The sequence below is a fragment of the Microbulbifer maximicatervae (SeqCode) genome, assembly GCF_052466985.1.
Genome location: NZ_CP174298.1, coordinates 1,009,931 through 1,023,929, shown reverse-complemented (window position 1 = coordinate 1,023,929; position 13,999 = coordinate 1,009,931). Strand labels below are relative to the sequence as shown.

Genomic DNA, 13,999 nt, shown 5'->3' with positions numbered 1-13,999 from the left:
CACCTATCCCTGCCTATTGCCAATTTTTCACCTATCTTTTCTTAAATACTCAACAATCTATTCAGTTAAAGGGACGCCATATACACCACAGGTTACACAGTTACGTATAACTGGCATGAAATAAGCTAAAACACTCATTTAATCTTTCAAGCGCCAAAAGTTATATAGGCGTGGAGGAATCAGTATCTCCTTTCTAAGTGACGAATATAGCTTTTTTCGCTGGCCCGGTGACTCTAAGGTGACATCGCATACCGGTGAATCCAAAGACGCTATTTTAATTGAGGAGCCAGCATCAGTAGATGACCTGACGCATATATGGCATATGCGTGGTGGCTTGTATCTACTCCCGGTTATTGATCTCACTGGAACAGTCGGCGAGAAGGCAGATCTGGATTGCTCAAAGCTTAGTGCGCAGGATATGCCCGTTGTGAGCCAGGTTATTGACGACTTTCACTATCGGCGCGCGCAAGTCCACCTGGATTTCCACACCACTCAGAAAGATAGCGACAAAATACTAGCGCGATTATTTGTATCTGGCGTAAGTCTCTCGCCGCACTATAGCCCCAACTCCAAAGCTACTGTTGATTTTAATATTATCCTCGATAGCCCGACGGTTGTGACGGAATGTGAAAAACTGATCGAATCAGGATTTCTACAGGGCAAGTTTTTCGATCGACGCCATATCTGTAACGGCTGTGGAGGTTCCCAGTTTAATGTCCGTGAAGAGTGCGCGGTATGCAGATCCTCTAACCTTACCGAAGACTTCTATCTGCACCATTTCAGCTGCGCCTACCTGGGACGCGAAGCTGACTTCAGGGAAGGTGAAGACCTAATTTGCCCCAAATGTCGAAAGGAGCTTTTACACTTCGGCAGTGACTACGACAAACCCGGCACACTACTTATTTGCAATGCTTGCGGCCATGCCAGCTCAGAAGTGGAGATAGGTTTTTTGTGCCTCAACTGCCAGAAAGATACCGACAGCGAATCCATACGCACCGGGGACATTCACAGCTACGACATTACGGAACGCGCCAGTAGCTACCTAAGAGCTGGCTATGCATTTCTCGATTTTACTGACCATAACCCTATGTTCGCTGACCTACCCTTCACCCTGATCGTAGAACTCAACCAGGCGGCAAGAGCCTGGAAAGAGAACAAAACAAATTTTTGCTTGGTGAATATCAACTATGAACATGCTCATGAACTCGAAGTCGAGCATGGGCCCCGACAAACAATGCAGAGCCGCCGCCAATTCATAGAGAACCTTCATGGAGTTTTATGTAGAGCTTACGAAGGTATACGGAAAGAGGACTTTATTACCGGGAAATATGAAGATTATATGGTTCTACATGGAATAGCTAAGGAGGACATACTCGAAGATCGCAGAGAAATGATCAAGATTGCCATGTCCTCCATAAGGCTGGATATTGGCCCCTACTTTAAAGTACTTGGGCCCGAGGAGCTTGTTTAAAAGAAAGTCGAACGCCTCCCTGTTACAACTACCTTACCCGAGCCGGCTACCCCTACAACTTACTCGACAACTCGCGAATTTCATGATTCAGGATACGGTCGTTGTGGCTGTAATCCACGGGCACATCCACGAGATGGACTCCACCCGCCCTGCAACATTTTTCTATCATCGGCTTAAACTCATCCGTGGCCGTTATTCTGTGGCCATGAGCACCATAGGATTTTGCATAGTCGACAAAATCAGGGTTACCAAAATCCAGACCAAAGTTATCAAACTCCATCATGGCCTGCTTCCACTTGATCATTCCGTAGGCATCATCGCGCAAAATAAGTACGATAAGGTCAAGCTTTAAGCGAACCGCCGTTTCAATCTCCTGGGAGTTCATCATAAAGCCCCCATCCCCACAAATTGCGACCACACGGCGGTCTGGACACACCAACTTGGCAGCCATTGCCGAAGGCAAGCCCGCCCCCATCGTTGCCAGTGCGTTGTCGAGCAGCACGGTATTCGGGGCTAAAGCAGGATAATTCCGCGCGAACCAGATTTTGAACATGCCATTATCAAGCGCAATAATGCCCTTCTCCGGCATTACTTCGCGGAGATCCTTTACCAGTCGTTGCGGACGAATTGGGAAAGTGGTGGTATTTGAGCCCTCCTGGATGTGCTTTTGAAGCGCGGCACGGATACGGTGCGCATCGGTAAAGCTCCAGTGATCCTGGGGTTCCAAGTGCTGGTCCAGCTGCCACAAGCTGTTGGCAATATCGCCAACCACCTCTATCTGCGGGAAGTAGACTGGATCCACCTGCGCTGAATTGAAGTTGATATGTACAACTTCCGGGCCACCGGGACGCATAAAGAAAGGCGGTTTTTCTACAACATCGTGGCCCACATTGATAATCAGGTCGGCCTGCTCAATGGCCCGGTGAACAAAATCCCCGTCGGATAGCGCGGTATTGCCAATAAAGTGCGGTCCCGATTCATCAATTACTCCCTTACCCATCTGAGTTGTCACCACCGGAATACCCAGCTTGTCGACAAACTTGCGCAACATTTTGGCGGTTAATTTACGGTTTGCGCCTGCTCCCACCAACAGCAGAGGTTTACGGGATGCCTCAATCGCTTCTGCAGCTTTGCGCACTGCCTTCTCTTCGGCAATTGGCCTGCGGTTATAGCTGGGCTCCAAGACCGGCATGGTGGAGTGTTCACGGGCAATATCTTCAGGAAATTCCAAGTGGGTTGCCCCCGGCCGCTCCTCTTCAGATTGCCGAAAGGCTTCACGGACATGAGCTGGCACATAGTCGCCCCCCACGATTGTCTTGGTGAATTTGGTCAGGGGGCGCATCATGTCAACAATATCAATAATCTGAAACTGCCCTTGCTTGGAACTTTTGATAGGTTTTTGACCGGTGACCATCACCATCGGCATTCCACCGAGCTGGGCATAAGCTGCGGCAGTCACCAGATTCGTGGCCCCCGGACCTAAAGTAGACATACAGACACCTGGCTTGCCCGTAAGCCGACCATAGGTGGCAGCCATAAAACCGGCACCCTGTTCATGGCGCGTGACAATTAGTTTTATCTTTGAGCCCCGCAAAGACTCCAGCATATCCAGGTTTTCCTCACCAGGAATCGCGAAGATATACTCAACGCCCTCTTTCTCCAGGGCACGAATAAAAAGGTCCGATGCTTTCATTGGGGAGGCTCCTGTAGTCCCGCCTTACTAACAATAAGATCCCCGCCAAAAGAGCTGTTTTTATAACTGCCTGTCACGATTGCTCAATTACGCGGATACCTCTCTTACATCTCACTTTATCGGCTTGTAAGTTTGCACCCTGCACAGTAGCTCACATGGTGCCTTAGCAATGTATTGCTAAGATCAGTCTCAGGGAAAATTAATTTCTTGCGCGCTGATATCCACCATCCAAGTGATGACAGCAAACTCCCTGATAAGTCTTAAATCACTGCCTTTGTATGACACCGGATGATAAGAGTTGCAAATGGAATCTCGCTCAGAAGGCGCAAGAAAACACTGGGTTCTATCACTTGCCGCTCTCGGGGTTGTATTTGGTGATATCGGCACTAGCCCACTCTACGCCTTTAAACTGATTTTCCACCCCCGGTTTGGAATTCCCCATAACACCGAGACCATTATTGGTGGGGTCTCTGCTGTCTTCTGGGCACTTACCCTCATTGTCACTATTAAGTACGTCATATTGGTAATGCGCCTGGACAACCGAGGGGAAGGTGGGATCATGGCGCTGATGACACTGGCCCTGGAAGCGACAAAAGGGCGAGAATTATTAAGAAAGCTTATTATCGGCGGAGGGATCTGTGGGGCGGCACTATTTTTTGGTGATGCCGTTATCACACCAGCCATCTCCGTTCTCTCCGCAGTCGAAGGACTGGAGATAGTCAACAAGACTCTAAAACCGTTTATCCTGCCAATTTCTATCGGCATACTCTTTGGATTGTTTTTTGTGCAACGCTTCGGCACCGAAACCGTGGGGAAACTGTTCGGCCCGATCACCGCCATCTGGTTCTTAGTTTTGCTGCTCGCGGGCCTTTACTGGGTGCTCCAAAACCCTGTAATCCTCCATTCCGTCAATCCGCTGCATGCTTTGAGCTTCCTCACTAACCATGGCATGGCTTCATTCTGGATATTAGGTGCAGTATTACTGGTGTTTACCGGAGGAGAGGCTCTATATACCGACATGGGGCATTTTGGACGTATGCCTATAAGAATTGCCTGGATAGGTTTGGTGTTCCCCGCCCTGGTGTTGAACTATATGGGACAGGGCGCTCTACTTATTAGTGACACCTCTGCGGTAGACAACCCCTTTTACCGGATGTACCCGGACTGGTCGCTCTACCCAATGATTATTCTTGCAACTGTAGCAACCTGCATCGCTTCCCAGGCCTGTATCTCGGGGACCTTCTCCCTGACAAAACAAGGAATCCAACTTGGCTTGATGCCCCGTTTTGCCATCCGGCACACGTCATCAGCACTCGCGGGACAAGTCTATATGCCCGGTGTCAATTACCTATTAATGACAGCGGTAATACTGGTGGCAATTCTCTTTGGAAGCTCAGTCCACCTGGCTAGTGCTTATGGTGTATCAGTGAGTGGCGCAATGTTGATTACCTCCTGCATTGCAGCAATCGTGTATCGTCACTACCTCAAATACAATCTGATAATTTGCCTGGCTGTCGGCTCATTCTTTGCTTTTATTGATTTTGCCTTTGTTACTTCAAACCTGGCAAAGATAGGCCACGGGGGGTGGTTCTCTATAAGTTTAGCCGCCTTTATTGCGATGCTGATGATTACTTGGAGAGATGGAAAAAAAGCGATAAATTGTTACTTACAGGGGAAAAATTTTAAATTAGAGCCCTATTTAAACTCACTTTTTGATAATCCCCCATTACGAGTACCTGGAACTGCAATATTTGTGGGAACCAATCAACTCTTTGTACCTCATGCCCTGATATACAATTTGAAGCACAATAGTGTCCTTCATGAAAAGAATCTTTTCCTAACCGTTACGTCGGCCAACACACCAAAAGTACTCCCAAAGAACCGAGCAATCATTAGCAAGATCAGAGAGGGATGTTTCAGGCTAATATTACGTTATGGATATATGGAACGCCCAGATGTCGAAGGGGCCATAAATAAACTCAACAAAATGCACCTTTTGGATATAGATCCAAGTAAGTCTTCTTTCTTTACCTGCCGATATAACATATTTCCTGTTAAAGGCGGCTATAGCAAAATGGCAAATTGGCGAGAGCGGATCTTTGCCGCCATGGTAAGGAATTCAAGTAGTGCTATCGACTATTACCGCATTCCAGCTAATCGGACTGTAGAAGTGCAAGAGAATATAATGATTTGAATTGACAAGCTATTTTATTAAATAACTGACAAGCCTATGAGACTCACTTTAGGGTATAGAACGGAAAGGTAAAAGTGTGATGGTCATACCGCCTGCTTCCTTTACAGCTAGTATGGATGCAGGCGGTAGGCCGAGAACCCCCTAAATACTCTAATTAAGAAGTATAAAGATATTCAGGAGCTCCCTATCCCATAATCAGTTCGCTTCGTTTTTAAGTATAGAAGCCATATCACCGGACCAACGGCCGATTACTTGTGTTAAAGCTTTATTAAGCCCTGCCATTGAAGAGGAATTGAATTTTTTAGCTTCTGGTTGGCTCAAGAACTCCTCATATTTCGCTAAGCTTGCATCGTCGAAGCCTTGATAAGTTTGCACGAAAGATAGGGTAACAAATTGCTCAACATTTTGACGCATCTGGGGCTTCATTGCCTCCATTTGTGCCTTATAAGCATCTAGATTGATCTCTTGGCCGGGAGCCATCACTGCCATAACTGCGGAATAGACAGCAATACCCGTAGAGATCTGCATCTCCATCGCCATATCGGTAGCACCAACAAGCTGATCAATACGAGTTGCCATTTCAACGCGCTTTGTGTCAGCCATCAACTGCTGTGCATTAGCCATCAAATTCTGGAATGCCTCTTCAGAGCTTCCTTCCTCTTCAGCCTTGGTAATTTTCTTACCGATATCTGACTCATACCAAGCCAATAAGACCTCAACATCTTTATCGGTCAGAGAAGTACTCAGTGACGAGCGCACTTCATCCATAATGATGGACGGTAAAATTGTATTATCTGCACTTTCAAGAATCTTCTGCAGTTTATCCTGAGGAATTGGTGCTCCCTGCTGCACGCCTTCCGTAAATCCAGATTTTACTAGCTCAGGAAACCCCTCAACCTGCTTGGTGAAACCCGATACAAGCATAAGCTTATCCAAATTGGCTACTTTATCGGCAGCCAAGCATAATGAGCAAAAGCTGCTGATGAATAAAGCAAATATAACTTTTACAGCTTGAGTTCCCATAGGAAGCCCCATATGAAAGTGAATTTGATTGCCATTATGCCGATTGACTCACAACAATCAATCAAAAAGCCCTAACCACTGCAAAAACAGACGTACCACAAGAGCCTAAATAACCCCCAACTCAGATAGTTTTTTTCTGGCAATTTCAATTCTTTTCTTTTGTACTTCCCGAAAACTGCTGCCATCTATGTTAATCGCAAAATAATGAATATTGTTATTGGACTCTACAATTCCAATATACCAACCTAAAGCCTTATTCTTAGCTAATGGCCCTCCTCCTGTTTTTGCATATAACTTATAGGCATCGGTCTCCTCTACCAGCATCACTTCTTTAAATTTATATATAGCTGACTGCGATACAGGTAATTGACCAGTAAATAAACGCTCCAGGAAGTCTACCTGCTCCAACGCTGATATTTTGATACTCTGATTGAGCCAGAAGGTATCAATACCAGACGAAGCATCCCGATTACCATAATTAAAACCTGCCAAATACTGATTCATTCTCTTGGCGCCAATCTCCGTTGCTAATTGCTGATAGATCGGAACCGCTGAATTTTGAAATGCTTCGCGAATCGTCAAAGGCCTTTCTGACCAGATTGTAGGCCACCACTCTTTAGCTGGGTATTTGTCATGATTATAGGTTAGCTCTTGTAACAGGTTCTCAACTAAACCCAAGTCAAGTGCAATAAGGGTATTGGGAACCTTAAAAGTAGAGAATGGTGTGAACTGCTTGGCTGCCCTCTCCCTATTAATTACCGTATATTCTGAGGTCCGACTATTCTTGAGCACAAAAGTACATAACTTGCTACATGAGCCCCCATCTTCTGCAACCACCGAGTTACTGGCACCAAAAACCAATATTGCAGCACTGATAAACCATATAAAGTGTTTCAACCGGAATCTCCTTGATTTAGAGTACGTGATACCCGAGGAACATCAATAAATTTAATCAGGATATACCGGGTAATAAGCACACCGAAAAGTACCTTTCGGATATTGGGAGGAGTTACCTGGCAAGTCAAGTAACTACGAGACTAACAAACAGTCCTCATTAAGTAATGACTGTACCATCATTTAGAATTTAGGAAATACTGCCAACTGAACAAACTAGGCTTGGTGCTTCCTATTGATAAGCACCAAACCTTTTGTGTAAAAAGCAAGCAAAGCTCTAGCTTTGGGCTATCTTAATTTCTGCGGTCTGAGTTATTCCCCATATCCCACAGAATTGGCTGATCGCCACCCATAATAGTTGAAGGCATCTGACCATTCCATTGCTGCGCGCGGATATATTCAACCAAGGTATGGTTTCTGGCAATCGCATCAGCTTTTGCTTTAATCGCTGCAGCTTCCGCTTCCCCTTTCTCCAGAATCGCAAAAGCTTCCGCCTCGGCCTCTACACGAATCTTATGGGCTTCACCATCTGCTTTAGCTTTGGTGGCATCACGGCGCGCATTAGCAGTATTCACCTCACGTTGCGCTTCCAGCTTTTGACGTTCCAATTTGTGCTTTTCGGCAGCCGCCAGGTTCAACTCTGTCTGCTTGGTTTCAATAGATTGGATGTACTTGGGAGGCAAGCTGATGCTCTCAATCTGTACATCTCCCAATTCCATAGGCAACCCCTTGGTTTCCTCCTCCAAGAGCTCCTCAATACGTCGAATTGCTGCATTCCGGTTCTGGATAATCTGCTCTGCCTTGAATTCAGCCAAACCAGCTTTACTGGCGCTTCTCAGCCTGGGATCGAGAATCCGCTGTTCAAATTGTTCCAAACCGCCATATTGCTTATACAAATCTATAGCTGCACTGCGAGTTACCGTCCAGTTCACCGCGGTCACCGCTTTTAACGGCATTTGTTCTGCAGTGGCGGCATTCATCGTCTCAACATTTTTCCGGGTTCTTACTTCGATTTCGACCACATTGTCCATAAATGGGACTTTCGTATGAATTCCAGGATCAACCTGTGAGATTGCCTTACCAAATCGCTTTACAATTCCTACGTGCCCCTCGTCAACCGTGAAAACAGTCCCCATGGCGATAGGAATAATCAGTAATGCAACACCAGCGAAAATTCCCTTCTTAAGATTTTCCACAAACTTTCCTTTAACTACTTACATCCAAAAACGGTTCTTAACTTCAAAGATGAATACATAAGCGGATATTCTTTAATCCCTATATTTCTAAACCAGAAGGGAGTACCAAATAAGCCCCACTAAAATTCACTCAAAATGACCCGCAGGATAATATAGATAATTTTTCAATAAAAAAAGTGTGACGTTTCACTTCCACATATCAGTGGAACGAACTCTTTGAACCGAAATATAGAAGTAAGCTTCAACTATCCAACCGTGATCTTGTTTGTAGATATTTAGCGCAAAATAAAATCGCACTCGAAATTTCATATGCTAGATATACGAATAAAGGCGGCCTTTTAAATTTGATCAAATAGTTGAAGAGAAACGAATACACAAAATATATGTCGCAATGTTTTGGCCTTTCATGAACAAAAGATATAGGAGAGATACGCCTAAACCCACTACCAGATGAGCATTCATTACTTATGCGGATTCGGTCATACCTCACCTAAGCAAGAATTGTGCGCCCAATAAAGTCTTACCAATCAATCAAGCTCTCAATCAACGCTATTATCCATTGGCAATCACTTTCTCTATCAATAAGTAGAGGCCTTGACAATGAGCACTTCAGATTCATCGGACAAAAATGGCCCTGTCGAGGCCAACCCATACAAGTGGCCATATAATGGGGATCTCAGGCCAGAAAACACCGCTCTCGTGGTTATTGACATGCAGGTGGACTTTTGCAGCCCCGGCGGCTATGTCGACAAGATGGGATATGATCTGGAGGCAATGCGCAAGCCCATCGAACCCATCCAGCAAGTATTGAATGCGATGCGGGCAGAAAACTATCACATTATGTACACCCGGGAGGGGCATCGCCCCGACCTTTCTGACCTCCCTCAAAACAAACGCTGGCGCTCGCGACAAATTGCTGCCGGTATCGGCGACCCAGGACCATGTGGACGTATTTTAGTCAGAGGGGAACCTGGTTGGGACGTGATCCCTGAACTAGCGCCCAAAGCTGGTGAGGTCATTATTGATAAGCCTGGCAAAGGTACCTTCTTTTCTACAGACTTCGGGCTCATACTCAAGCTTAAAGGGATCGATAACTTGATTCTCGTGGGCGTTACAACCGACGTATGCGTACACACCACCATGAGGGAAGCAAATGATCGAGGATTCGAGTGCCTGCTTCTATCAGACTGCACTGGGGCTACCGACATCGGCAACCATGAGTCGGCTCTCAAGATGATTACTATGCAGGGGGGCGTCTTTGGCGCTCATGCAGATAGTGAGAAACTCCTAAAGGGCTTAGCAGAAGCATCTAAGAACAGGTGAGTACATAAAGTGTGATAGTTAGGGTAGAGCTTGTTACAGAGGTCGCTCTTCCCTAATTATGCTTTAAATCAAGCAGGCTCCTTAACTTTCAGCTCGCCAGCATATGACAAGATGAACCCTACTAGAAACATGTGTACGCTGACACTGAATTGATATTGCCCTTCACTTGCTGTTTCATAAGCCGTGACTTTAGGCCAAAGAAATTTTGGCAGAGGTATACCAAACAACTTTGTTTTCGAAAACTGATATTCGAGGGCTCCGTTGACACTATGAGCGGTAAACTGCATTTCTAGAGGACCGAGCTTTTCTACCAGGTAGTTTTTTTCTGAATAAAATGATGAACTCATCTTGAACCCATCGAAATCTCTCACCCAATCCATCCGATCGGAAAAGTGTCCACAATCTACAACTAACTGCGAACTTGAACTCGCCTTCGGGAATCTAAATATTGAACAAATAGTATTCGCAATAACTCCACCTCGTTTGACTACAACAGAACCCTCATACCTCTTCACCCCAGTGTGTGCAAATTGCAACAGTGGAGATAATTCATTGAATGAGGACCCCATATGAGCAGAAAGTATGTTCAATATTCACTCCTATTCACTTCCTTTACCCGCAGTACCATCTATACAGGTAACTGGCAGGCTGCAAATATTCAACCTGCCAGCGAACTCTCATTCAACTCGATGACTAAATCAAGCTTATTTGCTATTCGCTCTCAGAATAGTGCTCATAGCCCGGTGGGCGTCAACGAACCCAAGCCCGGTGTTGTGATCACCTAACCAACTGCGGCGAGCATTATCTTTCAATGATTTGCTCACTATTTGAGCAGCTTCTACCCTGCTAAGGCCATAATAGTCTGCCATTTCAAGGAGCAATAGACTGACAGCCGCTAGTTGAGGCGCGGCAAAAGAGCTACCAGACTCAAAGTTTTGACTGGAAGCTGAATATACTGCATCGCCGGCAATAGCAAAGCTCTGCCTAATAGCCAAGGGGTTGTAACCCGGAACCGTCGCCGTAAGTGAGATCTCATTTGAGAATGGCTGGAGGTTGATTGCAAAAAACAAATTCTCAGCACCGGCTTGCCCTTCGTTCTGAGCAAGGAATGCCCTGATTAAATCCAGGTCATAGGTAAAGAAGCTGCCGAGTGGTGGTAGCTCCAAGCGCTCTCTCACATCGGTGTTGTTATGCTCAAGATCTGTACCTGTATTCCCCAGTGACTTGGTAAAAATCTTACTTTGTAAAATAGCGGAAAGATGCTCTGCAAACTCTGGGTCGAGTTGGTCATTGGTGATATGAAATGCACGGCTCATATTGATCACACTAATGTCATCTCGATACCGCATATAGGCCATTGCATCATTATAAGTTTTGCTCTCGGCACTAACGGGTACAATAGTCGCCTTCGGAGCAATATCCAAAATGATATCAATTACGGTGTTACCATGAAGGAAAGTAATGGGATCACCAAATGCAACTTCTGCTTCAATATTGGGATACTGTTCGCGCTGCTCTTGTAAGCGTGTCGGATCAAACAAATCAAAGACAGCAATTACCATACCCTCGCCATCAAAGCGTTTAGTCAAAATTTGCTGTTTCAGTTTATAACCGGGTACATGGGGAAGCAGTAACTCATTAATTGCCAACCTGAAGAGATTCAGGTCAGCAATAGCCGCATCAAATTCTGACCTATACTGATTCTGGTAATCTTCTGGCTGAAACGTGTACAGAAGCTCGGCTAATACAATAAATTCTGTGATTGACTGACCCCACTTGTGCATCAGCAGCTCATCAACCATATAGTGGGATTTTGCCATTCCCGAATATTGATCAAAATCAGCTGCCAGATACTCTTCAATAATTGGAGTTACCGGCTCTTCCCAAGGCCAGGGGGTTAATTCTTTCACAATCTCTAAGGAATCTCTGGCCTGCTCAATATCTGGGGCTGAAGCAAATATATTGAGGCTACCCAGCAACATTAAGATTGTTAGTATTATCCTATTCAAAACTATTTCCTTGTCATGAAAAATTATTAGATAGTGTTTGTAGGCTGCTACAAGCCACGGGATAAAAATAGTCCCAGTGACAGGAAAAGCTCGCAGCCTGGAAATAGGATCACGAATGGTGTGGAAAGGCAACAAAGCAAATATATATAGAAATTACAAAACTAATATCGCCCATAAAATAAAAGATATTCGGTTACCTCTGACATCAAAATCTAGAGAAAGTCTTACTCTGAATTTGGCTCGGCCTCAGCTTCTAGTCAATGCAGAAGATCACTATCCCCCAAAGACTGGCGGCATGCACTTATAGCGGGAATAGCAGCCACAATTAATGTGCTTACCAGTACTAAAGCTAAAAGCACAATCGTATGTTCGCCTATAACAACGCCGTCCAAATAGATTCCAAATTTATCTGTCAGAATTGGCTCAACCAGCCAGCCTCCCATTATCAATCCAGAAACAGCAATTGTCGCACCTAAAAGTAAAACCAAAAATGCCTCAGTCTGGATCAATAGGAATAAAAACAAAGGGCCAGAACCTACAGTTCTCAGTAGTGCTATCTCCAGTCTGCGCTCGCGCATCGTGGAAAGTAGTAAGATACATAAGCCAAGCAATGCAGCCAAAACCACCATAGCTGAGACAAAAAATAATACCTTTTCTATACCACCGGATATCTGCCAAAGTTCCGATAGTGCAATGCCCGGCAATATTGCCAGCAGCGGCTCCTTCGAATATTCGTTTATTTTTCTCTGTACCTGAAATGTAGCTATAGGGGAATTAAGCCCGAGTAAGAAGGCAGTAATGTTATTAGGCACCAGATCATCGTGCTCCGCATCAGCACCATGAACGGCTTCCAGTCCCGCCAAGCTTACATAGAGTGCTCGATCTACTGGTGTACCAGTAGGCTTGAGTATGCCACTAACGATAAAGGGGTTTTCACCATGCTCTGTGAAGCGCGTTCCAACCAAACCGTGCGCCATTGTGAGAGTGTCATCAAGTTGGTAGTTGAGTTCCCGAGCGACCTCCGCCCCCAATATGACACTAAAAGTATCGATAAAATTCTGGCCGGTTGATAGCTCCAATGGCCTCTTATTCCCATACCGATAGTGATCGAGAAATCCCGTTGAGGTTCCCACCACCCTGTAACCTTGGTGCGAATCCCCCAGGGATAGGGGTATCGCCCAACGTACCTGGGGTAAGTGAGTAAGTTCCTGGTAGCTATCCCATGAAATATGATTGCTGGCATTCCCAATATGGAATACGCTGTATAACAAGAGATTCAATTGTCCCGTAGGCGCCCCAACAATAAGGTCTACCCCTGACACAGTTCGACTAAAGCTGTTTTTAGTATGGCTTCGCAACTGCTCGATCCCCAACATTAGAATCAAACTGATTGCTACAGACAATACGGCCAGTGACACACTACCCTTACGCTGCATCAGGCTTTGCCAAGCAAGTTTAAAAAACATCGGCTAAAGCCTCCGGTGCAGTGTCCCACTCGGGCCTAAGTTTCCAGGCAATATTTATTTCGCGCATATCCATAACCAGAGGGAAGTGTCGTTCCAAAGAGCTATCGTGGCTGACAAAGATCAGAGTGCATTTCTTTTGCTGACATGCAGTCATCAACAACTGGACAAAAGCATCTCTCGCTTCAGGGTCCAAAGCAGATGTAGGCTCATCAACCAGCAATAACTGCGGTTCATTGATCAATGCCCGCACGATTGCCACCCTCTGTTGCTGTCCGACACTCAAGCTGGCCACTTTCTTGGGTAAAATTTCCTCTCCTAAACAGAGTCCCGTTAGCAGCTCATTAACCCTGCCGCGAAAATCGCCACGGAAACCAGAAAAGTGGGTAGCGACACGAATATTGTCCTCCACACTCAAATAGGGAATTAGGTTAAAGCGCTGAAATACAACGCCAATATGTCTCGCCCTGAAGCGATCCCGCTTGCGCTCACTCAGTGTACCCAGTGGTTGACCCAGAACCTTAAGGCTTCCAACTTTTGTTGACAGAATACCGGCCAGGAGGTTCAGCAGTGTTGATTTACCACTACCGGAGCGGCCACGTAAAAATACCTGCTCACCGACAGGCACTGACCAATAAGGGACCTCTAAAACCGAAGGACCTGTACGATAGGCGAAGCGCAGCTGCTCCACTTCAACCGCTAGTTTCAATTTCGTAGTGAAAGCATTCATCTT

At 45.7% G+C, this 13,999-nt stretch carries 11 protein-coding genes; 3 read left to right on the top strand and 8 right to left on the bottom strand.

Features of this window, described 5'->3' with window-relative positions; translation table 11 throughout:
- Window positions 1–238: 238 nt before the first annotated feature.
- Window positions 239–1,471, top strand: coding sequence for a TackOD1 domain-containing metal-binding protein (locus ACJJI3_RS04515; protein ID WP_413662142.1), 1,233 nt, complete (start codon window positions 239–241; stop codon window positions 1,469–1,471).
- A 52-nt stretch (window positions 1,472–1,523) separates the two neighbouring features.
- Here ACJJI3_RS04515 and ACJJI3_RS04510 read toward each other — a convergent pair whose 3' ends face one another.
- Window positions 1,524–3,164 carry an acetolactate synthase large subunit gene (locus tag ACJJI3_RS04510; protein ID WP_413662143.1) on the bottom strand — a complete coding sequence of 547 codons (1,641 nt, stop codon included), beginning with the start codon at window positions 3,162–3,164 and terminating at the stop codon, window positions 1,524–1,526.
- 304 nt (window positions 3,165–3,468) lie between these two features.
- On the opposite strand from ACJJI3_RS04510, the gene ACJJI3_RS04505 reads away from it, so the two are divergent.
- Window positions 3,469–5,358 (top strand): potassium transporter Kup, encoded by a 1,890-nt coding sequence (locus ACJJI3_RS04505; protein WP_413662144.1) that lies wholly within the window; start codon window positions 3,469–3,471, stop codon window positions 5,356–5,358.
- Window positions 5,359–5,553: 195 nt separating this feature from the next.
- Here the strand turns inward: ACJJI3_RS04505 and ACJJI3_RS04500 are convergent, their stop codons facing one another.
- The 3 genes from ACJJI3_RS04500 to ACJJI3_RS04490 form a co-directional block, all read right to left on the bottom strand.
- Complete coding sequence (locus ACJJI3_RS04500) at window positions 5,554–6,381, bottom strand: DUF2059 domain-containing protein (protein WP_413662145.1); 828 nt, start codon at window positions 6,379–6,381, stop codon at window positions 5,554–5,556.
- Between the two features lie 105 nt (window positions 6,382–6,486).
- On the bottom strand, window positions 6,487–7,278 hold the full coding sequence (locus tag ACJJI3_RS04495; protein WP_413662146.1) for a penicillin-binding transpeptidase domain-containing protein: 792 nt from the start codon (window positions 7,276–7,278) through the stop codon (window positions 6,487–6,489).
- Window positions 7,279–7,568: 290 nt separating this feature from the next.
- A complete protein-coding gene (locus ACJJI3_RS04490) occupies window positions 7,569–8,471 on the bottom strand; it encodes a prohibitin family protein (RefSeq protein ID WP_444897472.1) in 903 nt (300 codons plus the stop codon).
- 600 nt (window positions 8,472–9,071) lie between these two features.
- Between ACJJI3_RS04490 and biuH the strand changes: the two genes are divergently transcribed.
- Window positions 9,072–9,794 carry a biuret amidohydrolase gene (gene biuH / locus ACJJI3_RS04485; RefSeq protein ID WP_444941625.1) on the top strand — a complete coding sequence of 241 codons (723 nt, stop codon included), beginning with the start codon at window positions 9,072–9,074 and terminating at the stop codon, window positions 9,792–9,794.
- Window positions 9,795–9,862: 68 nt separating this feature from the next.
- On the opposite strand, the gene ACJJI3_RS04480 is transcribed toward biuH, so the two are convergent.
- The 4 genes from ACJJI3_RS04480 to ACJJI3_RS04465 all read right to left on the bottom strand — a co-directional run bounded on the left by ACJJI3_RS04480 (window position 9,863) and on the right by ACJJI3_RS04465 (window position 13,996).
- The gene (locus ACJJI3_RS04480) at window positions 9,863–10,384 is read right to left on the bottom strand and encodes a DUF4166 domain-containing protein (protein ID WP_444897474.1); all 522 of its coding nucleotides are present in this window, start codon (window positions 10,382–10,384) and stop codon (window positions 9,863–9,865) included.
- Window positions 10,385–10,498: 114 nt separating this feature from the next.
- Window positions 10,499–11,803 (bottom strand): S8/S53 family peptidase, encoded by a 1,305-nt coding sequence (locus ACJJI3_RS04475; protein WP_444941624.1) that lies wholly within the window; start codon window positions 11,801–11,803, stop codon window positions 10,499–10,501.
- Window positions 11,804–12,060: 257 nt separating this feature from the next.
- On the bottom strand, window positions 12,061–13,269 hold the full coding sequence (locus ACJJI3_RS04470; RefSeq protein ID WP_444917272.1) for an ABC transporter permease: 1,209 nt from the start codon (window positions 13,267–13,269) through the stop codon (window positions 12,061–12,063).
- A complete protein-coding gene (locus tag ACJJI3_RS04465; RefSeq protein ID WP_444908153.1) occupies window positions 13,259–13,996 on the bottom strand; it encodes an ABC transporter ATP-binding protein in 738 nt (245 codons plus the stop codon). The genes ACJJI3_RS04470 and ACJJI3_RS04465 overlap by 11 nt, the downstream gene beginning before the upstream one ends.
- Between the last annotated feature and the right edge of the window lie 3 nt (window positions 13,997–13,999).

Excerpts from the sequence above, each read along its gene's own strand:
- ACJJI3_RS04510 (WP_413662143.1), bottom strand. The coding sequence starts at position 3,164 with ATGAAAGCATCGGACCTTTTTATTCGTGCCCTGGAGAAAGAGGGCGTT.
- ACJJI3_RS04505 (WP_413662144.1), top strand. The coding sequence starts at position 3,469 with ATGGAATCTCGCTCAGAAGGCGCAAGAAAACACTGGGTTCTATCACTT.
- ACJJI3_RS04500 (WP_413662145.1), bottom strand. The coding sequence starts at position 6,381 with ATGGGAACTCAAGCTGTAAAAGTTATATTTGCTTTATTCATCAGCAGC.
- biuH (WP_444941625.1), top strand. The coding sequence starts at position 9,072 with ATGAGCACTTCAGATTCATCGGACAAAAATGGCCCTGTCGAGGCCAAC.
- ACJJI3_RS04470 (WP_444917272.1), bottom strand. The coding sequence starts at position 13,269 with ATGTTTTTTAAACTTGCTTGGCAAAGCCTGATGCAGCGTAAGGGTAGT.
- ACJJI3_RS04465 (WP_444908153.1), bottom strand. The coding sequence starts at position 13,996 with ATGAATGCTTTCACTACGAAATTGAAACTAGCGGTTGAAGTGGAGCAG.